Raw genomic sequence first — 20,414 nt, 5'->3', positions numbered from 1 at the left:
TGATTTATATTAAATTTGTTTAATTTTTATATTTGCAAAATATTTATTTATACATAGTATTTACTATTAAATTAAAATGTCTAAGAAGGATTACGAGAGGTTCTTATTCAAAATTGATCAGCTAAATCAACTGGTTGAATTAATTAATAAGTCTCCTGAAAAGTATAATCTACTTTTAGCTTGTAAAACTCATGATGATGTAGTAGAACTTGCAAAGAAATGGGGTTATGAAATTGGTAAGAGATGGGGAGAACCCTAGCCTTTCTTTGTAAAGATTTGAAGTTACTGTCCTCCCCCATTACAGCTCCAAACCTTTGAGGGGATCCCTTGTGTATTTTTACCATCAATGCGAAATGTTTTTGTTATGCATTCATTTTGTGAGTCAGCCCATTTTGAAAGCGGTTCCAAATCAGTTGATATCTTCTTTACTGAATTAGATACAGAAATTATTGAGATTGAAGTGAATAAGATAGATAGAGTACTTAAGCCAGCACAAAGCAAGTATTTGTTATTGTCAAATAATTCTTTAAGCATCTCGAGAAATGATTATTTATTATCAACATTACTTATGATTTAGAGAATGATCAGATTAAGTTATCCTTTGAAAATATATGCGAATGGATAGATTTTGGTTTTTAATAATCAAATAATAAGTGTTTAGGTTCTTCTTTACTAAATCTTTATTTCTTTTTTTCTAAAAAATCTAGGATCTTTTTTAATCTATCTGTGTTTTGAAAGTTAGGACTTGCAGTAAGGAAAATTACTAAAACTATCATTAGCAGACCAACACTAGAAACACCTAATAAAAGTTGTTGGAATGGATCTAAGGAATCAAGCATTTTTATTTTCCTTAAACTTTTTAATCACTTTAATAATGATAATTGAACAAAAGCCTATATACCCAAATGAAAACTTATTGTTTTAGTTCTTAGATAATTAATTACTTTTCATTCGTTTCTTTAGGCCACCTTGCCTTTAAATTAAGTGGGTTTTTGAGGTTTATTTCTATAGGTTTCCCTTGAGCTAATGAGATCAGCGCTTTAAACGCCCACCCACCAAAAATTAAAAGCACGGAAATAAGAAATATATAACTTATGTTAGTAAGCATAAATTTTATAATAATTTAAAGCATATTAAGATGTTATTTGATAGTTGCTTCTATTGTAAATACAAATAATAACTTCTTTTCTTATATTTTAATAAACTCTACTAGCTTTTTTTATTCAAATTTATACGGTTTTTTCAAATATCTCAGATTCTTTCAATCATTTGGTCCATTCGCTTAAAGCAATAACTACTAGTTATAAATACTTATTATATGCTTTCTTTTAAACTCTGATTGTGTTTGTTCTAGCATTTTATTATTATTTTTTTAACTTTTATTGATTTTTAGCACATTTGGTATGAATATAAATAAAAGTAATGATTCAATTGGATGATCAACATTAACTATTTATATTTCTTTTTTATATTATTTGCAATCTGTTCTATTTTTTACTTTTTTCTAAATTTTAGAACTGGAAAAAATATGGAAAATAATAAAATCCTATTAAAGAATTTATTAGAGGGTTTAGATATGGAATTACCCGAAGAATTGAAAGCTTTAGATAATTCTACTGATGTTCAAAAGTTGTCATAGTATAAATTTGGATTTTTTTGATGCCAAATTTTAACTTTGATGATACAGAAACTTCAGGTATATGGTGGTCAACTAATGTCTCTATTAAAGATTTATGTGTTGAGCTTAAGGAAGAAACCAGTTGTGATGAAAGTGAAATAGTTGAACTGCTCAGATCTATTGCAAACGCAATTGAATTGAATGGTCTATAAGTTTAATTGAACGTATATATATATTTAATATTTGTCCCATTGTAGTTTCCATTGTGATTTTTTCCACTGCCTTGACCATGAATTTCGTGATTCACTCTGATTTTTAAGTTTTGCTTTAAGCCAGTCTTTAAGAGTTGTAGGAACAATACCTAAATCTGACTGAATCATTTTGAGTTTATTCATATCAGCCCCATACCCTGATCTTTCAATCCAATCTGCCATCAAACCTATGTCATATTCCAACAGTTTAATTGCCAATCTGGGTATCATCACGTAATTAGTTTGAAGTCCTTCTGAGGAAACTATATTTTGTAGTGTCTTCGCCATTTCTATTCCCGTTAATTCCTCTCCGGCTATATTGATTGATTGATTTTTATATTTCTCTGGTTTAGATAAAACACCTCTTACCCATTTACCAATGTCTTCAACTGCAATTGTTTGCCACTTAAAATTTTTACCAACAATACCGGGAAATATTTCTTTAGAAATACTGTAGCCTGGTAATTTATTCTCAAAGTTTTCAAAATAGCTAACTGGTCTTAATACAGTAGTAATTTTTTTTAGATCTAATTTTTGTATATATTCTTCTATATCCCATTTACTCGTAAAATGTCCTGGAGCAGGATCATTTTTTAGTGGATCTTTTCCTTTACTAATTGAACTAAAAATAAAATGATTTAGCATGCCTTTTTCATATGCAATTTTAACTTGATTTACCAAGTTAAATCCTTGTTCCATTTCATAAGCCCTGACAATACTTCCTCTAAATAATTTCCATCCTTTAGTAGGGGTAGTATTTCCAAAAATCACGTTAACTCCTTCAAAAGCTTTATTAAGGCTTTCAGGAACCATTAAATCACCTTTAACTAGTTCAACGTTTTGTAGGTTTTCAAGCTCTTTAGCTTTAGGGCTATTTATATTTCTTGTAATTGCACGTATTTGATATTTGTTAGTTTTGCTTAATTCCTTTACCACTCCTGAACCTTGTCGGCTTGTCGCCATAGTTACTGCTATGACAGTATTTTTTTTCACTTTCGACTCACCTATAATTACTTGGTCAAGCACGATTTAGAAAATAATAAGTTAAGGAATGTAAATCATAAATGAATTTATGTAAAGCTGTTGTTCCTGCCTGCTCGAAAGTTTTAGCTGATACGCAGAAACTAGGGTCTTGATCTACTAGCTATCCATTTTTGTATTTTGTCTTTCGTAAAGGAATGTTTTATTTGCTTATACAGATTCAAAATTTTGGCTATGTATTTAATAGTACTAAGTTTGATCATTATGGCAAATGAAGTTCTTGCTAAAATTGATCGACAAAACATTATCTTCGATGTTGTCGATGGTATCCCTCCATCAGGAGATGAATCTGACGAAATTAAAACCTTCCGTTCCCAAATAGAATCTGATAATTTGATGCTTGAATATTCAGCCGAAGAGTTAGGTTTTAATAATGTGTTGTTTGAGTACCTTAGTCAGGGATAACCTTTTATCTAAATTAGTATTTTAATCTAGGCCTTGGAATAATTCTTTGTGTACTGCAAATGTATGGTATAAACATGTTCCATTTTCTGGTGATAATCTTTGTCCATCTTTATTCCATGCTAATGAACAAACTAGGTCTCCATCCCATTTTACTTTATGTTCATTAATTTGCTTGGACCAGTCTCTGACACTTCTAAAATGTTCGGGCATATAGTTACCTATCTTTCTACAAATTTCACATAGTACGGATAATATTGGAGGCTTTGAATCTAATTGAAGATCTTTAGTAAGTGACGGTTGAGTAAATACACCGACATATCTAATATGATCAATAATCTTTTGTTCTTTATCATTTAACTTAGCTTTTATACAGGCTTCCTCAAATTCTTCGATGGGTGTTATTGGACGTTTGTAAGAAATCACTTCAAAAATTTAAATTATCATCTATACTTTTATATTACCAAATTTTATTCTTTTTTTATATATTACGTTGAAAGGTAATAGTAAATTAATTTTAGTTTTGAATATTTATTTTTTTTTATAAACCAATCAATCTATTCGACATACGGCTGATTTTAAACCTTTCATGAATATGAGATTTACTGACATTTCTTCATGATTCTCTTTCTAAACCCAGTCATAGCTTACTTAAGTCAGAGTTAAATGTTACAAATTAAAATATCAATGGTCATATTCCCTGATGACTGGTATTTATATTGGGTCTTACTAAAGAACATGCTTCCTTTAACATTCGCTGGGCTACTAAGTACACCAGCTCCTACTGCACCAATCATAGGTATCGCTTTTATGGCCCTATTTGGAATTATGGCTGTCGTTGTTGGCCCTAATTACGATGGTTTTAATGATCCAAATACATCTAAATAATTAGATTATCTAGCCAAATCATGTGGGTTGATATGTTTTGCATGTTAACCCACATTTTTCTTTTTAAAAGATTTACATGTAAATGAATTGATTCCATCCAGCACTTTTTTAATTCATTGGTGTACGATTAATAAATAAAAATGTATAGAATATCTTGTGGCATTTAAACAATAGACTCTTCTTTATGTATCAAAATTACTATTTTTCCATTTTTAGTTCAAAACTAGTCACTATTTAATCAATTTATACCTTTTTCTGCTATTTATAATTTGCTTTAATTATTTTTTATGTTCAATTTATTATTTGCTGGCCTTACTAGTACTCCAGCCCCAACGGCAGTTTTAGTTGGAGTAGCTTCAATTGCATTATTTGCAATTGTTGGCTTAATGGTAGGTCCTGACTACGATGGCATGAATGCCCCAGAGGTGAAAAAATAGATATTTTTTATATTGAGAAAATAACTAAGAAATATATTTAAAATATTTTCTTAGTTATTTATCTTTTTTAAATTGTCAACTAATTTATCGAAAGAAATTTGATCAACTTGATTGAATCTTATTATTTTATTTCCATTTAGATAGGATTTAATATTTCGATAAAATAAATGCCATGATTTGCTGAATTTATTTTTGATTTCCTTTTTTTTCTCCCCCTCTCTAATTGATCTCTTTTAAGTCGTCTTTGAAAACAAATTTCTTTTTCTTCTACGCATACAATATTTATAGTCTTTTGATAGTTTAAATCTAATCTATGAGAAAATATTCCTTCTAATATTAGGAATTGATTATCTTCTGTATAGTTAATTCTTTTTTTTGATTGCTTTGAATGTTTTCTTTTAAAGTCATATTCATTAAAGAAAATCAAGCTATCCTTATTATTTATAGATCTTAGAATATTCATTAGTTTGTTTTTCTTAATACTAATGGGCCTATCATATATATCTTCTAGAAATATTGATAAAACGCGGATAAATAGATTATCCCTGTAATAAGAATCGGTTTTTATTACTATTGAATTATTAAATAATTTAGATAATCTATTGCTTAAGTAAGTTTTTCCAGAACCTGATGGTCCTGTGATGACGATTGTTTTCATTATTTACTATCTTACAGATGTATATATATTTTGAGTAAAAAATTTGTCTTATTGATTAACTATTAAGCTATTTTATTGTAATTAAGTTCTTCTGTGGTCCAGTTTCTATTATTAAATTTATTTTCAACAAATCTTAGAACTGCTATTATTACAGGAATATGCATAAGTCCACCAATAACCACAGTAATTTGGTTGTAAGGCATCATCTTTTTTATTAGTGAGTATTTAATATACTTTATCAATCATTTGATATCCTTATATGTATCTTTTAGTTATACAAAAAAGTGATATTTAGGTATAAATTACATCGCTTCGGATAATTCCTTTTCGAAAAACCAATTTATATCACCAGTAGTATGTTTGACCACTAGGCCAAATTGATTGCCATCTACCATTTTATAACCAACAAGTTCGACTAAAGGCTCTTTTCTTATTATTTCTAGAATATTTTCTGGTAGTCGATCTTTTACTTCATTAATTTCAATTCGTAATTTTTGTCCTTTTTGAAGATTTGATGAATCTCTTATCATAATTAATCTTTCTACTTATTGATCAGATTAATTCATTTATCCAATTATAGAAAGGGATAATTGATTTTCTATTCCACTATATTTAATATATTCTTGAAATTCAGATGAATTAAATGCCTTTTGAGCAGCGGCTTTAGATTCAAATTCAACTATTACCCCTAATTGTCCACCATCCCATTCGTTTAAATCGGAATTTTGGTTTACATCTTTAGCAATTATTGTTCCGCCTACTGATCTAAGCCATGGAACAACTGTTTTTACGTATTCGATGAATTGTGCTGTACTTTCAATTTTGGCCTGCTTTAGCCAATAACCTTTAGTTGCCATTTCTTTATTTTTTTTTTAGATTCTCTCATGTATTAGCCACCTTAGGGTCAATAAATGGGATTATTTAATTTTTTATAGTTAATAAGTATATTTACTTTATTTGCAAATGATGCTTTCTGAAGTTATTGATTTTAATTATTAATCAAATTAATTTTATTTATCGTTAAAGTTTAATTATAAGTTGTTAATGTAAAACTAATTAATTTATAGGACTTATTTTTTCAAGTTTAGCCTTTAACTGCATCGCAAGATGTTGACGTCCTACTGCTAGTACTTTCAGTGTGTCTTCATGCATCCTTAATTGTGCATCTGCAACTTGCATACCTTTTATGAGTTCTTGGGCTTCACTTGGTAGATTCTTAATATCATATTTTTTGTCCTCAAATGTTAGAATTGCTTCTCTTTCATTTGATATGTTATTTGACATTAATTTAATATATAATTCATATTTAATATAGCATTGATTACATTCCTAAAAGCTCTTAATAAATTGTTTATCGCAAAACTCTTTATATCTTCCTTTCCTGTTAATTAATTCATTATGGTTACCTACTTCACAAATTCTGCCTTTTTCAATCACAGCTATTTTATCTGCTTTTTGTATAGTTGATAATCTGTGAGCTATTACCAATACAGTTCGACTATTCATAGCTTGTTTGAGGCCTTTTTGAACGGATTCTTCCGCCTCAGCATCCAAAGCACTAGTAGCTTCATCTAGTAATAAAATTGTTGGATCTCCTAGTAAAGCTCTTGCAATTGATATTCTCTGTAATTGACCTCCAGATAGATTAGCACCTCTTTCTTCTATAAATGTTTCATACCCATTAGGGAATTGTTCAATGAAATCGTGAGCATTAGCAATTTTCGCAGCATTGATAATTCTATCTCTTGTTGTGGGTCTTCCAAAACTTATTGCATCTGCAATTGTCCCTGAAAATATAAATGTTTTTTGAGGAACTATTCCTATTAATCTTCTTAAATATTTTGTATTTAATTTGTTTAAATTATAGTCATCGATAAATATTGATCCTTTATTTGGTTGTATGAATTTTAATATTAATGAGAAGATGGTACTTTTACCAGCACCTGAAGGTCCCACTAAGGCTATTATTTTCCCGCTGTCTATTTCTAAACTTACATCTTCTATTACGTCATTATTAACATTATACGAAAAAAATATATTCTTTAAAGTTATCTTCCCTACAATTTTTTTGGGTATAATACCTTTATCTAAAGTCAGAATATCTTTTGGATTAGTTGTTATTTCATTTAATCTTTTTAGTGATGCTTGACCTTGCTTTAATTCGTTGTAGTTTGAAGTTATATGGCTTATTGGATCAATTAACATTATTAAAGCTGTAAAATAACTACCAAATTCTTCATTTGAGATACCTCCAGTTTGTATTCTATATGTTCCTATTGCTAGAATGCTCAAAATACCAATTACTTCTATTAATCCAACTATTGGATGTTGAAGGGCTATAAGTTTAAGCATATTAAATTTTGCCTCTTTATGTAATTTAACTTGTTTATCAAAATCATTTTGCAACCATTCTTCTACAGCAAATGCTTTAACCATCGGTAATCCTTGAATTGCCTCTGAAAGCAAACCAGCTAAAGAGCTAATTTTGTTTTGACTTTTTTCAGATGCTTTTAGTACTCTTCCTCCAAAATTACTCACTAATATTGCAATTAAGGGAGCTAATATCAATGTTGCAAATGATAATTTCCAGTCAATAAATATCATATAACCAAATACTGCTAATAATTGAAATATCGATGGTGTAGTATCTTGAATTGTTTTATAAATAACTTCCCCAACTCGATCAACATCTTCTGTGAGTCTGTACGCAATATCTCCAGATGAAAGTTTTTCTATAAAAAGAATATTACTTTTTTGAAGTTTCCTAAATATTGTTGTTCGAAGATCTTGGCTTAAGGCTAATGCGGGTTTTGCAAGGAGACTATCTTGTAGATATTGTGCAGTTTTTTGAATTATAAAAATTATCAGGGCTTGTAAAATCACGGTTAAAACCTGTTTTGTATTTCCTTGACCAATCGCAGGTATTAATTTTCCTGATAACCATGCGAGTATTGGCCAACAAATGACGTATACAAACATGCTTATTCCACCCAGGAGCAAGGTTGACAAATGTCCCTTGAGTCTCCTTATCAAGTAAATGAAATTTATTTTGTTTTTTTGGTTCATTCCATCAAACTATCAATGTTTAATTTAAATGCACGTCAATGAAATTAGATCAATTTCTAAAATTTATTGGGATCGTTCAGACCGGAGGACAAGCAAAATTAATTATTAAATCAGGAGAAATATCAGTCAATGGCATAGTTGAAAACAGAAGAGGTAGAAAATTAATTGATGGTGATCAAATTATTTTTGCAAATGAAACATACATTGTTCCAAATTCTGATCCTCTAGGCCGTAGGTTGGCAAGAAGCGAAAAATGAGGAGCTGCCGTGCGTAAACCGGTCATCGCAGGGAATTGGAAGATGAACATGACTTGTTCTGAGGCGATTGAGTACATGCGGGTATTGATACCATTGTTGAAAGATATACCAAAAAAAGAAAGGGAAGTTGTTATTGCACCACCATTTACAGCCCTTTACCCTCTCTCTGAATTCATTAAGGAAAGAAGTGAATATATTTCTTTGTCTAGCCAAAATGTTCATTGGGAGGATAGTGGAGCCTATACAGCAGAGGTTTCTCCTCTCATGCTTAACGAGCTTTCGGTTAAATGTGCAATTGTTGGACACAGTGAGCCACGAAAATACTTCAGTGAAAGTGATGAACAAATAAATAAGAGAGCGCAATCGGCTCAAGATCATCAATTAATTCCAATTGTTTGTGTAGGTGAAACTATTGAACAAAGAGAGCTGGGAGAGGCAGAAAGGGTTATTAGAAGGCAAATTGATCAGGGCCTTGAAGGTATTGATGTAGAAAGACTCATAGTCGCTTATGAACCAATTTGGGCCATAGGAACTGGTAAAACTTGTGAAGCAAATGAGGCTAATAGGATTTGTGGACTCATTCGTAAATGGACTGGTTACGAAGACGTCACTATTCAATATGGTGGATCAGTTAAATCAAATAATATTGATGAGATTATGTCTATGCCAGATATTGATGGTGTATTAGTTGGTGGTGCCTCTTTAGACCCTAAAAATTTTGCGAGAATTGCTAACTTCAAAACAATATAATAATTATCTGCCAGAACATTGGGATAGAGAAACCCATTTAATGGCGATACTAAATATCACTGAAGATTCATTTAGTGATGGAGGTCTTTATATTGACTTATCCTCGGCGGTTAAGCATGCAACATTATGCATAAAACAAGGAGCGCATATTTTAGATATTGGCGCTCAGAGCACGAGACCTGGTGCATCTGAGGTTGGAGCTGACATAGAGATAAAAAGATTGGTTCCTTTAATAAGTGAAATAAAATCATTACATCCCAAGATTCCAATTTCTGTAGACACATTCCATCATTCTGTAGCTGAGAAAGTATTAAATCTTGGTGCTGATTGGATAAATGATGTTAGTGGGGGTCGACATGATCCTCTAATCTTTAATGTTATTGCTGATAAACGTTCACCGTATGTTTTGACGCATAGTCGTGGAAATAGTAAGACTATGGATTCATTAGCAACTTATACAAATGTTGTCAAAGAAGTAAAAAATGAATTATCTAATCAAATTGAGTTAGCTTTATCTAAAGGCATAAAAAATGAACAAATTATTATTGATCCTGGTATAGGTTTTGCAAAAAATCATTTTCAAAACTTAACTTTACTGAGAAATTTAGAAGAATTTGTTTCTATGAATTATCCTGTATTAATAGGACCTTCTAGAAAAAGATTTATCGGTTCGGTTATTAATGAACCTGACCCTACAAAAAGAATATTTGGAACGGCGGCAGTTGCGTCTAGATCTGTGATTGCTGGAGTTGATTTTCTAAGAGTTCATGATGTTAAACAAATTTCACAGGTTATCAAAATGACTAAGTCAATTATTTAATTTAAACTAATCTTCTGTGTTAACCCCTTCGATTCTATCTTCTACTTCTTGATAGAGCTCTTTTAATTGTTCAATATTTTCATCGGATGTTTCCCAATATCCTCTTCCATTAACTTCTAATAATGTTCCAACTATTCTTCTAAAACTGTGGGGATTTAATTCCATTAGTCTTTTCCTCATCTCCGGATCATTTATAAAAGTTTCATTTGATTCTTCATATACGAAGTTATCAACTTGACCACTAGTTGCACTCCAGCCCAATGTGTAATTAAGTCTATTAGAGACTTCCCTTACACCCTCATATCCTGACTTGAGCATACCTTCATACCATTTTGGGTTAAGTAATTTTGTTCTAGAATCTAACCTAATAGTTTCACTTAATGATCTGACCTGGGCATTGGCTGTTGTTGTGTCGGCTATGTAACTACTTGGCGCTTTACCATCATCTCTAAGATTTTTAATTAAATTTGTTGGATCAGAGTCAAAGTAATGACTTACATCAGTTAATGATATTTCTGAAGAGTCAAGATTTTGGAATGTAACATCAGCAGTCTTCATAACAGATTCAAAAACATCTCTGTTCTGATTCATTTCACCAGGATTATCTGCATTGAATGCATAAGTTTTTCTAGAAAGGTACATTTCTTGTAATTCATTTTCTTCTTCCCATGTTGAATTCTCAACTGCCAAATTGACATTTGAGCTATAACTTCCACTCGCGTTTGAGAACACTCTGCTTGCTGATTCTCTGATACTTTTACCTTCTTTTTCTGACTGCTCTAATGCATGTTTTCTTACGAAATTTTTATCAAGTGGTTCATCTGCCTCTGCAGCCATTTTTACGGCTTGGTCAATTAATGCCATTTGATTAATAAACAAATCTCTAAAAACACCTGAGCAATTAACAACTACATCTATTCTTGGTCTTCCTAGTTCCTCAAGAGAAAGAAGCTCTAATTTATTTACCCTTCCAACTGAATCTGGTTTTGGTTTTACACCTACAAACCAAAGAATTTGTGCTAATGATTCACCATAGGTTTTGATATTGTCAGTGCCCCAAAGTACGCAAGCTATAGTTTCTGGCCATGTACCTTGCTCTTCTTTTTGTCTCTCTATAAGTTTGTCAACCACACCCTTGGCTGAAGCTACAGCAGCTACAGTTGGTATCGATTGAGGATCTAATGCATGAATATTTTTACCACTTGGTAATACTCCAGGGTTCCTTATAGGATCTCCACCTGGCCCAGGAATAACGTAATCTCCATCTAGAGCTTTTAAAAGGCTCTCCATTTCTTTATCTGCACATATTTGCTCTAGGCAAAATCTCAAATATTCAAACAATTTATCAAGTGAACTTGTATTTACATTTTCAAAACCTGCTTTCTTAGTCGATGCTTGCCATGGCGATGGGATTGAGAAACCTATTCCTCTCAAAAACTCAACTATTAGGGTCCAAATATTCTTCTTCATATTTACTCTGCCATCTCTTCCTGTAAGAGACTTAACCATTGAACCAACAGCTTCTCTAGAAGTTTCTGTAATTAATTTATTAAGTTCAACATCTTCTAATTTTCCCTTGTTATTCCCTTCGTAGACTTCCTCAATGGTTTTCCCTTTTGATTCAGCTAATAAACCTGGTAAAGATCTGATTCCATCATCTTCTCTTTCTATAGATGCGATACTTACCAAAGTTGCAATAGCTTCTTCAGCAGTGGCGGGTTTTCCAATAGTGTGTAAGCCGCAAGGTAATAATCGACTTTCTATTTCCATTAATTGTTTATAAACATTTCCAACTACCAAATCTCTTTCATCTAAATCCAATTCGGAGGCATCTTTTTCAGGAAGTTTTACATCTTCGTCTAAATTGCATTTTTTTGATGTTTCAACTATGGCGTTAACAATTTGAATTCCTCTTCCACTCTCTCGTAACTGTTGATAAGAACCAACTAATTCTCCAAGTTCCTTTAGTCCTTTATATAGTCCAGCATTTTCAGCAGGAGGAGTTAAATAACTAATTGTTGATGCGTATCCTCTTCTTTTGGCGATTGTTGCTTCCGAGGGATTATTTGCTGCGTAGTAATAAAGATTAGGTAGACCTCCAATTAATGAATCGGGATAACAAGTCTCACTCATACCCATTTGTTTCCCAGGCATGAATTCCAGAGATCCATGGGTACCAAAATGTAGAACTGCGTCTGCCTTCCAAACTTTTTCTAAATAAGTGTAATAAGCGGCAAAACCATGATGAGGACTAGCACTTCTGGAATAAAGCAATCTCATTGGATCGCCTTCATATCCAAATGTTGGTTGTACTCCAACAAATACATTCCCAAACTCTTTCCCATATATAAGAAGATTTTGACCGTCACTATTTAAATTTCCAGGTGGCTTTCCCCAGTTCTCTTCTAGCCTTTCAGAATAGGGAGTCAATTTTTCATATTCTTTTACGCTCATTCGATGAGCTATTGATAGTTCAGGAGAACCTTGTAATGCTTCAGGATCATTTATTAATGTCTCCATCAGTTCTTTTGGATTCTTAGGCATATCTTTTATGTCATAACCTTTCTGCTTCATTTCTTCTAAAACCCTATAAATTGAGCCAAAGACGTCTAAATAAGCAGCTGTTCCAACATTTCCTTTATCAGGTGGAAAACTAAATACAGTAATCGCTAATTTCTTCTGGTCTCTTTTTTTTATTCTTAGTGATGACCATCTAATAGCTCTTTCAGCTATTGCATCTACTCTGTCTTGGAGTGTATGAGCTTTTCCAGTGGCATCATCACGTCCGGATAAAACGATTGGTTCAATAGCTCCATCTAATTCAGGAATTGCAATTTGCAGAGCCACTTGAACTGGATGAAGACCAAGGTCACTACCTTCCCATTCTTGTGTCGTTTGGAAAACAAGAGGTAGAGCAACCATGTAGGGTCGATTGAGTTTCTTTAATGCCTCAACTGCTTTTGGATGATCTTGCCTTGCAGGACCTCCTACAAGTGCAAAGCCAGTAAGGGAGACAACCCCATCCACAATTGGTTTGTCAGGGTTAATTGGATCGTAATAAAATTCATTTACAGGCTTAGAAAAATCTAATCCACCACAAAAAATTGGAATTACTGTTGCTCCCCGATATTCCAGTTCTTGAATTACAGCGACATAGTGAGCATCATCTCCAGTAACGATATGACTTCTTTGAAGTACAAGACCAATTACTGGGCCTTCTTTCGCCTTATTTGATAAATCATCTCTAGAAGCTGACCAATTTAGATATTCTTTTTTATCTTCAAACATATTTGGCGCTAAAGGATGCCAAATCCCTAAGTCTGGAAAAACTTCTGGCTCTGCAACTTCAATATTCTCTTTTTCTATATTAAGTTCTGGAAAAACGTATTTGTCACCAAGCATTAGTAGGAAATTCCTCAAATTATCTGGAGTTCCACCTAACCAATATTGAAAACTAAGCATAAAACTACGAGCGTCTTGTGCCTTGTCTACTGGTAGATACTTAAGAATTGATGGAAGAGTATTTAGAAGCTTCAACATTGAATCTTGAAAGCCAGCACCGCCTGCTTCTTTCCTCTTCTTCATGAAGTCGCCAATAATGCTTTTACTTTGACCTAACTGGGCCATAGAAAAAGTGCCCAATTTGTTCAGTCGCATCACTTCTGGCATTGATGGGAATACAACTGCAGCTTTAAGATTTTCCTTATGAGGTTCAACTGCTTCAACAACTTTTTGCGCTAAATCTTCAATGAAAATCAATGAAGCTACGAATAAATCAGCATTTTTTATATCTTTTTTAAAGCTTTCATAATTGGCTGTATCTCTTAATTCTTCAATTAAATATCCATTAAGCTCAATTCCAATAGGACCATTTTGAGAATTTAATGAGTTTGCAGCTTGTGTAAGAGCATTTTGATATTGAGGCTCAAGAACCACATAAACGGCCTTCATCACTGCTTTATGCTTGTGATTCTCGACAGGTGAAACTCTGCGATTGGCTGAGCGAACCTGTGTAAACATCTTTTTCTTCTATCGGAATTCGACCAAGCCTAGTGTTCAGTGGCCCTTTAGTGTGTTATTTAGTTAATGCGTGTTACAAGGGATATCAAATATGATTATAAAAAAAGCAATTCAATGAGTTCTGCTAATCAATCAATACCAGTTTTAGTCGCAGGAGCCTTAGGTCGAATGGGATCTGAGGTGATTAAAGCAATTAATTCATCCAATGATTATGAACTAGTTGGAGCAATTGATAATCAGAAGGAAAAAGAAGGTCAAGACATTGGAACATTAATTGGCTTAGGGCCGCTTGATGTATTCATATCAAGTGACTTCGAAGGCACTTTATGTGCTGCAAGTCAGAACGTCCCAAAAGATGGTTTAAATAATGGAGTTGTTCTAGTAGATTTCACTCATCCAAAAGTTGCTTATAAGCACACTCGTACTTCAATTGCATATGGAGTTCATCCAGTCATTGGGACAACTGGAATAACAACAGATCAACTAGATGATCTTTCTAAATTTGCAAAAAAAGCTTCCCTTGGTACAGCAATAATTCCAAATTTTTCAGTAGGTATGGTTTTGCTGCAGCAAGCTGCCGCAGCAGCGGCACGTTTTTATGAGTTTGCGGAATTGACAGAAATGCATCACAACAAAAAAGCAGATGCACCAAGTGGAACTTGTATTAAAACCGCTGAATTGATTGAGGAACAACGCTCAGCTTTTAATAAACCTCTGGTAAAGGAAGAGGAATCAATTAAAGGTTCCCGAGGAGGATCTCGTCCTAGTGGATTAAGACTACATTCTGTAAGATTACCCGGACTTGTTGCTCATCAACAAGTCATGTTTGGTTCTAATGGAGAGACTTATGAGTTAGTTCATAACACTGTTGATCGCTCTGCTTATATGCCCGGAGTACTCTTAGTTGTTAAAAAAATAAGATCTTACAAAAAACTGGTTTATGGGCTAGAAAAAATCCTGTAGGTGTCAAAAAATGTTATTACCGATTAAGCAAAATGAGATAAATAAGTTAATCCCTGCCGTAGCAACAGGGTTGCAATTTAATTCAGCGTTGGGTAATCCTCAGAAGGTTTTTCAAAGGATTATGATCTCAGCCATTGGAGGTGTAATAACTTTGCTAATTAGCCAAAGTCAAGTGACAAGTCAGTTTTACTCTTTGTGGTTGGTTTTAGGTGTAGCTTTTCTTTTATATATTTTATGGGGACCAATACTTGAAGCTAGTAGAAAAAATTCAAAATTCAAAAGTTATTCTTTTTCAGCATTAGTTGATGGCTTTATTTCTGATGTTTATGTTGAAGATAGAGTTGAAAATCAACAAGAACAAGCAAATAAAGATGGCCGATTAGAATTAATAGAAAAAAAGAGAACTTATATAGTTATAGATATTGAAGATGAGGATGGATTTATTGGAAATATAAGTTTTCCACTACAAAATAAATTTAATATCCTTACAAAAGGCTTAAGGATAAATTGTGTAGTTTTTAGTAATAGAAGAGATTTTAATAATATTAATGCTATTAGTGATGCTTGGTGTCCAGAAATTAATTTGTGGGTAGGTTCTTACCCTTTCCTACTTCGTCCTGCCTTTGAGGAATTTGTTAATAGAAGAATCATAAATTAATAATTTACAATATAAATGATATAATTATATTTATGAATATAGCAATTATTGGTTCAGGATTAACAGGATCATTAGCAGCAATATCATTAGCAAAAGCTGGTTGCAGGGTTGATTTGTATGAAAGGTTGTCAGACGAAGATCTTGTTAATAGAGATCGTTGCTACGCTCTTACACATTCATCAAGAAAAATATTAGAAAGAATTGATATTTGGTCACATATTGTTTCCGATTTAATTCCATTCAAATTTTTAAATGTTATAGATTATGAGTTAAATAAAATGGTGGAATTTCGTATAAATGATTTAAGAAAAAGCAACAGAAAATATTCAACTGTCGGTTGGATTGCTGAACATAATAAACTAATGTTATCAATATTAGAATTTATATCTAATATTGATAACATTAATAAGATCCCAACTTCAGTTATCCCAAATACTAATAATTATGATTTCATTGTTGCAGCAGACGGAGTAAATTCTATAACTAAAAAGAAGCTCAAAATACCATCTTTTAGATTTAATTATGATCAAGTATGTATTACAGCAAAGATTCTATTAAGAGGAGCTAAATCTAATGAGGCATATGAAATACTAAACTCAGAAGGTCCTTTTGCTGTTTTGCCTCTGGGAGGTGATTTATTTCAAATTATTTGTAGTCAAACAATAGAAAATGGTAAACATAATATGTCTATCTCTAAGGCACTTTTCTTAGATTACTTATCAACAATTTTACCTTATGGAATTGAACCAGATACTATAATTGGCGAACCAAAATCATTTCCAATTAATTTTCTTTTAAATTACTCATTTCATTCGGGAAAATATATATTCTTAGGAGAAACATCTCATGCATTACATCCAGTTGGTGGTCAGGGATTAAATTTATGTTGGCGTGATGTTGAAACACTTACTAATTTAATTTCATCTAAAATACTTATGACTAATAAATATTTTATTCCCATTATTTATTCTTTAACTAGATTAATAGATGTATTATCAATATCTATACTTACTGATAGCTTGGTTAGATATTCCAGAAGTAATGCTAAAATTTTCTTTATTCCTAGATTTTTAATATTTAGAGTTTTAAAAAAATCGAAGATTATAAGAAAACTTATTTTAAATTTAATGACAAAATGAACATAAACAATTAGCTACATAAATGATAAATACTAGTAAACCAATTAATCCTCCATCGGATGAGTTATGTGAATTTATCATAGCTAAACTTGGAGTTAGTAAAAGTGCCTTGGATTTAGGAATTAAGCGGTCTTATTTAGAAAATTCACCCTTACCTATAGTTATGTGGAGTTATGGATTGATTACCCTTCCTCAATTAAAGGAATTATTATCGTGGCAGGGTGGCCATTAGTATTTTACTAGACTTTCAATTACTAAATTATTATCTAAATTTTGTCTCCCTAAAAGATTTTTTAGTTCAACAAGAAAACAATATCCTAGTAATTGCCCTCCAGCCATCATTATCAAGTTACCGGCAGCAGATGCAGTACCTCCTGTGGCTAATAAATCATCAATTATTATTATTCTATCGTTTTTTTTTATCATGTTTTTTTGAACTTCTAATCTGTCTTCACCATATTCAAGTTTATAATTAATACCAATTACCTGTCCTGGTAATTTACCAGGCTTTCGGATGGGAATAAAACCAATCTCGTTGGTAAAAGCTAAAGCAGAGGCAGTTATAAAGCCTCGTGACTCAATACCAGCTATATAATTTGGCTTAATGTTTGAAATTAACTGTTCAAGAGGCCACATTAGCTCTTTCCATATTTTAGGGTTTTTATATATTGGATTTATGTCTTTAAAAACTATGCCCTCCTTGGGGAAATCTTGTATTTCAGATATATATTTTTTTAGGTGTTCCATTTTAGATTTATATATGGTGTGCGATTTTATAAAACCAACAATTAAGCTAGCTAATCCCTTAAGTCCTGTCATTATTTAATTTATGAAAACAACTTATTTAGTGACCTCGCAGAATAAATTCCAAAATAAAGACTCCAATTTTACCAATACTACTGCGGGTTTTACTTACCAAAACTGCTCCATAGCCAATGATGCCTCTAAAAAACTAGATTTTTTGATTTTAGTAATTGAAACTCTCCAGATTAATGCCACGGATTCACTTTTTTTAAAGGCTAAAAATATAGGTCTTGCAGATCAATTTTCTAGTCGTGTTGAATTTTGGAAAATGAGATGTTCTAACCCTTTGAGAAAATCATATACTTTCTCATCCCTTTCATCGGATCAGATCAATTCACTTGTTGAACTAATTTCATCTATGGCTGAAAACCTTTATCCTCTCATTAGACAGCTTCTATCTTCAAAGGAATCTCAAACACTAAATAAAGAACGATGGTTTTTATTTAGTTCCCGTCTAAAGTCGCTCATACGAGAAAGGATGAATTTGAAGCGTAGTTATATTTCTTTTCTGCTAGCAGAAAAGAATAATGAATTTTTTAGGCATTTATTAGTTATTCTTTCATTATCTTGTGGACCAGGGGGCGCCGATCGTTTAAAAGCTTCTTTATATCATCAAAATTAAATTAAAAATATGATAAATTTAACTTATAAATTTGATCAAAATTCATCTTCTCTTGAATTAGCCGGAATACCTGATGTTTCCAATGGAGATTCAGAACAAACTATTGGAATTTTAACTTCATGGACCTTGAAAATTATAGGATCACCAATATTAGAAGGTGAAAAAGAACATCTAGATAATTTAATGCAAGTAATCCTCCAATATTCACGATCTTATATTTCTGGAATTAGATCAAAAATTACATCTAATAAAAATATTGTGACATTATCTCCTCATGGCATTAATCATAAATTACTACTTAATAGTACAAAAAAAGATGTTCAGCCATTAGAAATTATTCTAGATGATTCCGAGTTATCTGATCTAACACGATGTCTTGATTTACTTCGCTTTGACTCTAGATTCAACTTAAAATGGGATATTAGTATAGATAAACCTTTTACTAAGAGATATATTCTCCAAAATATAAAACAACCTAGAAAACATTTTAATTTACTTTTTGCACTTTTAATCTTTATATCAAGTAGTGCTTTATTACTTTGTATTCCAGTAAATAATAATCAAGAAATCAATAAATCTAATAACATTTCGAAATTGTCTATTCCAAAATATTAATAGTGAACCTCCTTATAATTTAGACTATCTTAATTATTTAGCCTTAATTTATTTCTTGAAATTTCACAACTACATTAAAAATGTTTTATGATAATTTAAATAACTTATATACATGAAACTTTCAGAATTTGATAGAGAGAAAATTGATAACAATGATGATCAATTTTTTTATAAAACACCAAGATATGTTAATCATCTCAGTAATTCATTTAGAAATCGTCTTACAAAGCTATATTCAAAATATCTTTGCGAGCACTATGTAATTGTTGACTTAATGAGTAGTTGGGTTAGTCATCTACCCACACAAATTAAATACAAAAAAGTAATTGGTCATGGAATGAATGAAGCAGAATTAAGAGCTAATAATAGACTTGATAAATTCTGGATTCAAAATTTAAATACGACTCAAAGCCTACCATTTGAAGATTCTACTATTGATGCTGTGTTAGTAGTAGCCGGCTGGCAATATTTACAATATCCCGAACAAGTTTCAAAAGAACTATCTAGAATAATAAAACCTAGTTCTTTATTAATTATATCTTTTACCAATCGTGCATTTTGGACAAAGTCCCCTTTTATTTGGGCCAATTCCTCAGAAGAAAAAAGAGTAGAATATGTGACAAATGTCTTAAAAGCAAACAAATGGGATATTGAAAAGATCTATTCAGAAAAAACATATGATAATAAGTTATTTGGTTTTTATAATGTAGAAAGTGATCCCTTTTATTCTGTTATTGCAAGAAATAACAAGTCTAAAAATTGATACTGTTTTATTTATTTTACTATTTAATATAATTGTATTATTGTTGAATTTTTTATGTCTTATTCACTAATTAAATTTAGTTCTGAGGATTGCGGTACGTGTCATAGAATGAGCTTCTTTGATTCAAAGGTTGCAAATGAATTGGGAATAGACTTTGTCAGTGTAAAACTACAAGACACCTTGGTATATAGAAAATACAGACCAATTCTTTTAAAACAATATCCAACAAAGGAGGGTATGGGTTGGCCTACCTATCTTTTAGTAGATAATCCTGAGGGTGAATTTAAAATTATTGGTGAATTAAAGGGGGGTATTGCAAAAGGCGACTTTAGAGAAAGACTTTCAAAACTGTTGTGTGATTAATGTTTTAGTTAACTGGTTGCATTAAACCACCACCACCAGAATCAGAGTCATCGTCGTCATTGCCAGTGTCTACTGTTAAAAGAGTATATACACCTAAAGCCATTAGACTTATTAATCCACTAAAGAGGCTGAGTCCATACTGGTTAGTACTGATTTCTACGACTTCACCCAAGGTAAAAATACTCAAATTTTCGAGAGTATAGCAATTTTTTACTTTCATAATTTTTTTGGTTACCAATTGAAAAATTGCCATGTACTAGATTTATTGAAGTGATTATT

The 20,414-nt window shown here is 31.7% G+C and carries 30 protein-coding genes; 16 read left to right on the top strand and 14 right to left on the bottom strand.

Translation table 11 applies throughout. The annotated features are described in order from the left end of the window. The first annotated feature begins 76 nt into the window (after positions 1-76). Positions 77-259: a Nif11 family protein gene (locus tag AC6EJB_RS02100; protein ID WP_498492076.1), complete on the top strand. Its 183-nt coding sequence runs from the start codon at positions 77-79 to the stop codon at positions 257-259. Between the two features lie 23 nt (positions 260-282). On the opposite strand, the gene AC6EJB_RS02095 is transcribed toward AC6EJB_RS02100, so the two are convergent. The 3 genes from AC6EJB_RS02095 to AC6EJB_RS02085 form a co-directional block, all read right to left on the bottom strand. Next, the gene (locus AC6EJB_RS02095) at positions 283-534 is read right to left on the bottom strand and encodes a hypothetical protein (protein ID WP_498492075.1); all 252 of its coding nucleotides are present in this window, start codon (positions 532-534) and stop codon (positions 283-285) included. Between the two features lie 146 nt (positions 535-680). Further along, positions 681-839: a hypothetical protein gene (locus AC6EJB_RS02090; protein ID WP_498492074.1), complete on the bottom strand. Its 159-nt coding sequence runs from the start codon at positions 837-839 to the stop codon at positions 681-683. A gap of 101 nt (positions 840-940) precedes the next feature. Then, complete coding sequence (locus tag AC6EJB_RS02085) at positions 941-1,108, bottom strand: hypothetical protein (protein ID WP_498492073.1); 168 nt, start codon at positions 1,106-1,108, stop codon at positions 941-943. 551 nt (positions 1,109-1,659) lie between these two features. On the opposite strand from AC6EJB_RS02085, the gene AC6EJB_RS02080 reads away from it, so the two are divergent. Further along, positions 1,660-1,830: a hypothetical protein gene (locus tag AC6EJB_RS02080; RefSeq protein ID WP_498492072.1), complete on the top strand. Its 171-nt coding sequence runs from the start codon at positions 1,660-1,662 to the stop codon at positions 1,828-1,830. A 24-nt stretch (positions 1,831-1,854) separates the two neighbouring features. Here AC6EJB_RS02080 and AC6EJB_RS02075 read toward each other — a convergent pair whose 3' ends face one another. Next, entirely contained in the window at positions 1,855-2,862 is a 1,008-nt protein-coding gene (locus AC6EJB_RS02075) for an NmrA/HSCARG family protein (RefSeq protein ID WP_498492071.1), read from the bottom strand. A 222-nt stretch (positions 2,863-3,084) separates the two neighbouring features. Between AC6EJB_RS02075 and AC6EJB_RS02070 the strand changes: the two genes are divergently transcribed. Further along, on the top strand, positions 3,085-3,315 hold the full coding sequence (locus AC6EJB_RS02070; RefSeq protein ID WP_498492070.1) for a hypothetical protein: 231 nt from the start codon (positions 3,085-3,087) through the stop codon (positions 3,313-3,315). A gap of 21 nt (positions 3,316-3,336) precedes the next feature. On the opposite strand, the gene AC6EJB_RS02065 is transcribed toward AC6EJB_RS02070, so the two are convergent. Next, positions 3,337-3,738 carry a hypothetical protein gene (locus AC6EJB_RS02065; RefSeq protein ID WP_498492069.1) on the bottom strand — a complete coding sequence of 134 codons (402 nt, stop codon included), beginning with the start codon at positions 3,736-3,738 and terminating at the stop codon, positions 3,337-3,339. Positions 3,739-3,978: 240 nt separating this feature from the next. Between AC6EJB_RS02065 and AC6EJB_RS02060 the strand changes: the two genes are divergently transcribed. Both AC6EJB_RS02060 and AC6EJB_RS02055 read left to right on the top strand, forming a co-directional pair. Next, entirely contained in the window at positions 3,979-4,200 is a 222-nt protein-coding gene (locus AC6EJB_RS02060; protein ID WP_269605689.1) for a hypothetical protein, read from the top strand. Positions 4,201-4,487: 287 nt separating this feature from the next. Next, on the top strand, positions 4,488-4,637 hold the full coding sequence (locus tag AC6EJB_RS02055; protein ID WP_498492068.1) for a hypothetical protein: 150 nt from the start codon (positions 4,488-4,490) through the stop codon (positions 4,635-4,637). Between the two features lie 136 nt (positions 4,638-4,773). On the opposite strand, the gene AC6EJB_RS02050 is transcribed toward AC6EJB_RS02055, so the two are convergent. The 6 genes from AC6EJB_RS02050 to AC6EJB_RS02025 form a co-directional block, all read right to left on the bottom strand. Continuing rightward, positions 4,774-5,295 (bottom strand): uridine kinase family protein, encoded by a 522-nt coding sequence (locus AC6EJB_RS02050; RefSeq protein ID WP_498492067.1) that lies wholly within the window; start codon positions 5,293-5,295, stop codon positions 4,774-4,776. 62 nt (positions 5,296-5,357) lie between these two features. Further along, positions 5,358-5,501 carry a hypothetical protein gene (locus tag AC6EJB_RS02045; protein ID WP_498492066.1) on the bottom strand — a complete coding sequence of 48 codons (144 nt, stop codon included), beginning with the start codon at positions 5,499-5,501 and terminating at the stop codon, positions 5,358-5,360. Positions 5,502-5,597: 96 nt separating this feature from the next. After that, positions 5,598-5,825 carry a cytochrome b6-f complex subunit PetP gene (gene petP / locus AC6EJB_RS02040; protein WP_498492065.1) on the bottom strand — a complete coding sequence of 76 codons (228 nt, stop codon included), beginning with the start codon at positions 5,823-5,825 and terminating at the stop codon, positions 5,598-5,600. A 36-nt stretch (positions 5,826-5,861) separates the two neighbouring features. After that, positions 5,862-6,152: a DUF1330 domain-containing protein gene (locus tag AC6EJB_RS02035; protein ID WP_413390531.1), complete on the bottom strand. Its 291-nt coding sequence runs from the start codon at positions 6,150-6,152 to the stop codon at positions 5,862-5,864. A gap of 199 nt (positions 6,153-6,351) precedes the next feature. Further along, positions 6,352-6,579, bottom strand: a complete 228-nt coding sequence (locus tag AC6EJB_RS02030; protein WP_498492064.1) for a DUF6447 family protein — start codon at positions 6,577-6,579, stop codon at positions 6,352-6,354. 45 nt (positions 6,580-6,624) lie between these two features. Further along, positions 6,625-8,361, bottom strand: a complete 1,737-nt coding sequence (locus AC6EJB_RS02025; RefSeq protein WP_498492063.1) for an ABC transporter ATP-binding protein — start codon at positions 8,359-8,361, stop codon at positions 6,625-6,627. A gap of 38 nt (positions 8,362-8,399) precedes the next feature. Here AC6EJB_RS02025 and AC6EJB_RS02020 point away from each other — a divergent pair, with 38 nt between their 5' ends. From AC6EJB_RS02020 to folP, 3 genes are read left to right on the top strand one after another with little or no spacing between them, the layout of a single operon-like run. Further along, positions 8,400-8,618 (top strand): RNA-binding S4 domain-containing protein, encoded by a 219-nt coding sequence (locus tag AC6EJB_RS02020; RefSeq protein WP_498492062.1) that lies wholly within the window; start codon positions 8,400-8,402, stop codon positions 8,616-8,618. Between the two features lie 9 nt (positions 8,619-8,627). Continuing rightward, positions 8,628-9,368 carry a triose-phosphate isomerase gene (tpiA, locus tag AC6EJB_RS02015; protein WP_498492061.1) on the top strand — a complete coding sequence of 247 codons (741 nt, stop codon included), beginning with the start codon at positions 8,628-8,630 and terminating at the stop codon, positions 9,366-9,368. A gap of 40 nt (positions 9,369-9,408) precedes the next feature. Then, on the top strand, positions 9,409-10,188 hold the full coding sequence (folP, locus tag AC6EJB_RS02010) for a dihydropteroate synthase (protein WP_498492060.1): 780 nt from the start codon (positions 9,409-9,411) through the stop codon (positions 10,186-10,188). A 6-nt stretch (positions 10,189-10,194) separates the two neighbouring features. Here folP and AC6EJB_RS02005 read toward each other — a convergent pair whose 3' ends face one another. Further along, on the bottom strand, positions 10,195-14,208 hold the full coding sequence (locus AC6EJB_RS02005) for a magnesium chelatase subunit H (protein WP_498492059.1): 4,014 nt from the start codon (positions 14,206-14,208) through the stop codon (positions 10,195-10,197). Positions 14,209-14,322: 114 nt separating this feature from the next. Between AC6EJB_RS02005 and dapB the strand changes: the two genes are divergently transcribed. Genes dapB through AC6EJB_RS01985 form a run of 4 tightly spaced genes read left to right on the top strand, consistent with a single transcriptional unit; the run spans position 14,323 to position 17,200 of the window. Then, positions 14,323-15,171, top strand: coding sequence for a 4-hydroxy-tetrahydrodipicolinate reductase (dapB, locus tag AC6EJB_RS02000; protein WP_498492058.1), 849 nt, complete (start codon positions 14,323-14,325; stop codon positions 15,169-15,171). Positions 15,172-15,181: 10 nt separating this feature from the next. After that, a complete protein-coding gene (locus AC6EJB_RS01995) occupies positions 15,182-15,829 on the top strand; it encodes a DUF8619 family protein (protein ID WP_498492057.1) in 648 nt (215 codons plus the stop codon). A 32-nt stretch (positions 15,830-15,861) separates the two neighbouring features. After that, positions 15,862-16,968 (top strand): FAD-dependent monooxygenase, encoded by a 1,107-nt coding sequence (locus AC6EJB_RS01990; protein ID WP_498492056.1) that lies wholly within the window; start codon positions 15,862-15,864, stop codon positions 16,966-16,968. 22 nt (positions 16,969-16,990) lie between these two features. Further along, positions 16,991-17,200 (top strand): DUF2949 domain-containing protein, encoded by a 210-nt coding sequence (locus AC6EJB_RS01985; protein ID WP_498492055.1) that lies wholly within the window; start codon positions 16,991-16,993, stop codon positions 17,198-17,200. Here the strand turns inward: AC6EJB_RS01985 and AC6EJB_RS01980 are convergent. Continuing rightward, on the bottom strand, positions 17,197-17,715 hold the full coding sequence (locus AC6EJB_RS01980) for an adenine phosphoribosyltransferase (RefSeq protein WP_498492950.1): 519 nt from the start codon (positions 17,713-17,715) through the stop codon (positions 17,197-17,199). The two genes, AC6EJB_RS01985 and AC6EJB_RS01980, sit on opposite strands and share 4 nt — an antisense overlap. 82 nt (positions 17,716-17,797) lie before the next feature. On the opposite strand from AC6EJB_RS01980, the gene AC6EJB_RS01975 reads away from it, so the two are divergent. From AC6EJB_RS01975 to AC6EJB_RS01960, 4 genes are all read left to right on the top strand, one after another. Next, positions 17,798-18,394 carry a DUF3038 domain-containing protein gene (locus AC6EJB_RS01975; protein ID WP_498492054.1) on the top strand — a complete coding sequence of 199 codons (597 nt, stop codon included), beginning with the start codon at positions 17,798-17,800 and terminating at the stop codon, positions 18,392-18,394. 9 nt (positions 18,395-18,403) lie between these two features. Beyond that, positions 18,404-19,009: a DUF4335 domain-containing protein gene (locus AC6EJB_RS01970; RefSeq protein WP_498492053.1), complete on the top strand. Its 606-nt coding sequence runs from the start codon at positions 18,404-18,406 to the stop codon at positions 19,007-19,009. A 112-nt stretch (positions 19,010-19,121) separates the two neighbouring features. Beyond that, complete coding sequence (locus AC6EJB_RS01965; protein ID WP_498492052.1) at positions 19,122-19,772, top strand: methyltransferase domain-containing protein; 651 nt, start codon at positions 19,122-19,124, stop codon at positions 19,770-19,772. A 54-nt stretch (positions 19,773-19,826) separates the two neighbouring features. After that, positions 19,827-20,135 carry a TlpA family protein disulfide reductase gene (locus AC6EJB_RS01960; protein WP_498492051.1) on the top strand — a complete coding sequence of 103 codons (309 nt, stop codon included), beginning with the start codon at positions 19,827-19,829 and terminating at the stop codon, positions 20,133-20,135. A gap of 4 nt (positions 20,136-20,139) precedes the next feature. On the opposite strand, the gene AC6EJB_RS01955 is transcribed toward AC6EJB_RS01960, so the two are convergent. Beyond that, positions 20,140-20,355 (bottom strand): hypothetical protein, encoded by a 216-nt coding sequence (locus tag AC6EJB_RS01955; RefSeq protein ID WP_498492050.1) that lies wholly within the window; start codon positions 20,353-20,355, stop codon positions 20,140-20,142. Between the last annotated feature and the right edge of the window lie 59 nt (positions 20,356-20,414).

It is taken from the genome of Prochlorococcus sp. G4PB17 (genome assembly GCF_059772445.1).
Note: the sequence above shows the minus strand (reverse complement) of the source record. Positions and strands in the feature narration are given on the sequence as shown.

Coding starts and splice junctions, on each gene's coding strand:
- AC6EJB_RS02080 (WP_498492072.1), top strand. CDS start 1,660: ATGCCAAATTTTAACTTTGATGATACAGAAACTTCAGGTATATGGTGG.
- petP (WP_498492065.1), bottom strand. CDS start 5,825: ATGATAAGAGATTCATCAAATCTTCAAAAAGGACAAAAATTACGAATT.
- AC6EJB_RS02100 (WP_498492076.1), top strand. CDS start 77: ATGTCTAAGAAGGATTACGAGAGGTTCTTATTCAAAATTGATCAGCTA.
- AC6EJB_RS02045 (WP_498492066.1), bottom strand. CDS start 5,501: ATGATGCCTTACAACCAAATTACTGTGGTTATTGGTGGACTTATGCAT.
- folP (WP_498492060.1), top strand. CDS start 9,409: ATGGCGATACTAAATATCACTGAAGATTCATTTAGTGATGGAGGTCTT.
- AC6EJB_RS01995 (WP_498492057.1), top strand. CDS start 15,182: ATGTTATTACCGATTAAGCAAAATGAGATAAATAAGTTAATCCCTGCC.
- AC6EJB_RS02070 (WP_498492070.1), top strand. CDS start 3,085: ATGTATTTAATAGTACTAAGTTTGATCATTATGGCAAATGAAGTTCTT.
- AC6EJB_RS01970 (WP_498492053.1), top strand. CDS start 18,404: ATGATAAATTTAACTTATAAATTTGATCAAAATTCATCTTCTCTTGAA.
- AC6EJB_RS02085 (WP_498492073.1), bottom strand. CDS start 1,108: ATGCTTACTAACATAAGTTATATATTTCTTATTTCCGTGCTTTTAATT.
- AC6EJB_RS02005 (WP_498492059.1), bottom strand. CDS start 14,208: ATGTTTACACAGGTTCGCTCAGCCAATCGCAGAGTTTCACCTGTCGAG.
- AC6EJB_RS02030 (WP_498492064.1), bottom strand. CDS start 6,579: ATGTCAAATAACATATCAAATGAAAGAGAAGCAATTCTAACATTTGAG.
- AC6EJB_RS01975 (WP_498492054.1), top strand. CDS start 17,798: ATGAAAACAACTTATTTAGTGACCTCGCAGAATAAATTCCAAAATAAA.
- AC6EJB_RS01985 (WP_498492055.1), top strand. CDS start 16,991: ATGATAAATACTAGTAAACCAATTAATCCTCCATCGGATGAGTTATGT.
- AC6EJB_RS01960 (WP_498492051.1), top strand. CDS start 19,827: ATGTCTTATTCACTAATTAAATTTAGTTCTGAGGATTGCGGTACGTGT.
- AC6EJB_RS02050 (WP_498492067.1), bottom strand. CDS start 5,295: ATGAAAACAATCGTCATCACAGGACCATCAGGTTCTGGAAAAACTTAC.
- AC6EJB_RS02020 (WP_498492062.1), top strand. CDS start 8,400: ATGAAATTAGATCAATTTCTAAAATTTATTGGGATCGTTCAGACCGGA.
- AC6EJB_RS01980 (WP_498492950.1), bottom strand. CDS start 17,715: ATGGAACACCTAAAAAAATATATATCTGAAATACAAGATTTCCCCAAG.
- AC6EJB_RS01990 (WP_498492056.1), top strand. CDS start 15,862: ATGAATATAGCAATTATTGGTTCAGGATTAACAGGATCATTAGCAGCA.
- AC6EJB_RS02090 (WP_498492074.1), bottom strand. CDS start 839: ATGCTTGATTCCTTAGATCCATTCCAACAACTTTTATTAGGTGTTTCT.
- AC6EJB_RS01955 (WP_498492050.1), bottom strand. CDS start 20,355: ATGAAAGTAAAAAATTGCTATACTCTCGAAAATTTGAGTATTTTTACC.
- AC6EJB_RS02055 (WP_498492068.1), top strand. CDS start 4,488: ATGTTCAATTTATTATTTGCTGGCCTTACTAGTACTCCAGCCCCAACG.
- AC6EJB_RS02060 (WP_269605689.1), top strand. CDS start 3,979: ATGTTACAAATTAAAATATCAATGGTCATATTCCCTGATGACTGGTAT.
- AC6EJB_RS02025 (WP_498492063.1), bottom strand. CDS start 8,361: ATGAACCAAAAAAACAAAATAAATTTCATTTACTTGATAAGGAGACTC.
- dapB (WP_498492058.1), top strand. CDS start 14,323: ATGAGTTCTGCTAATCAATCAATACCAGTTTTAGTCGCAGGAGCCTTA.
- AC6EJB_RS01965 (WP_498492052.1), top strand. CDS start 19,122: ATGAAACTTTCAGAATTTGATAGAGAGAAAATTGATAACAATGATGAT.
- AC6EJB_RS02035 (WP_413390531.1), bottom strand. CDS start 6,152: ATGGCAACTAAAGGTTATTGGCTAAAGCAGGCCAAAATTGAAAGTACA.
- AC6EJB_RS02095 (WP_498492075.1), bottom strand. CDS start 534: ATGCTTAAAGAATTATTTGACAATAACAAATACTTGCTTTGTGCTGGC.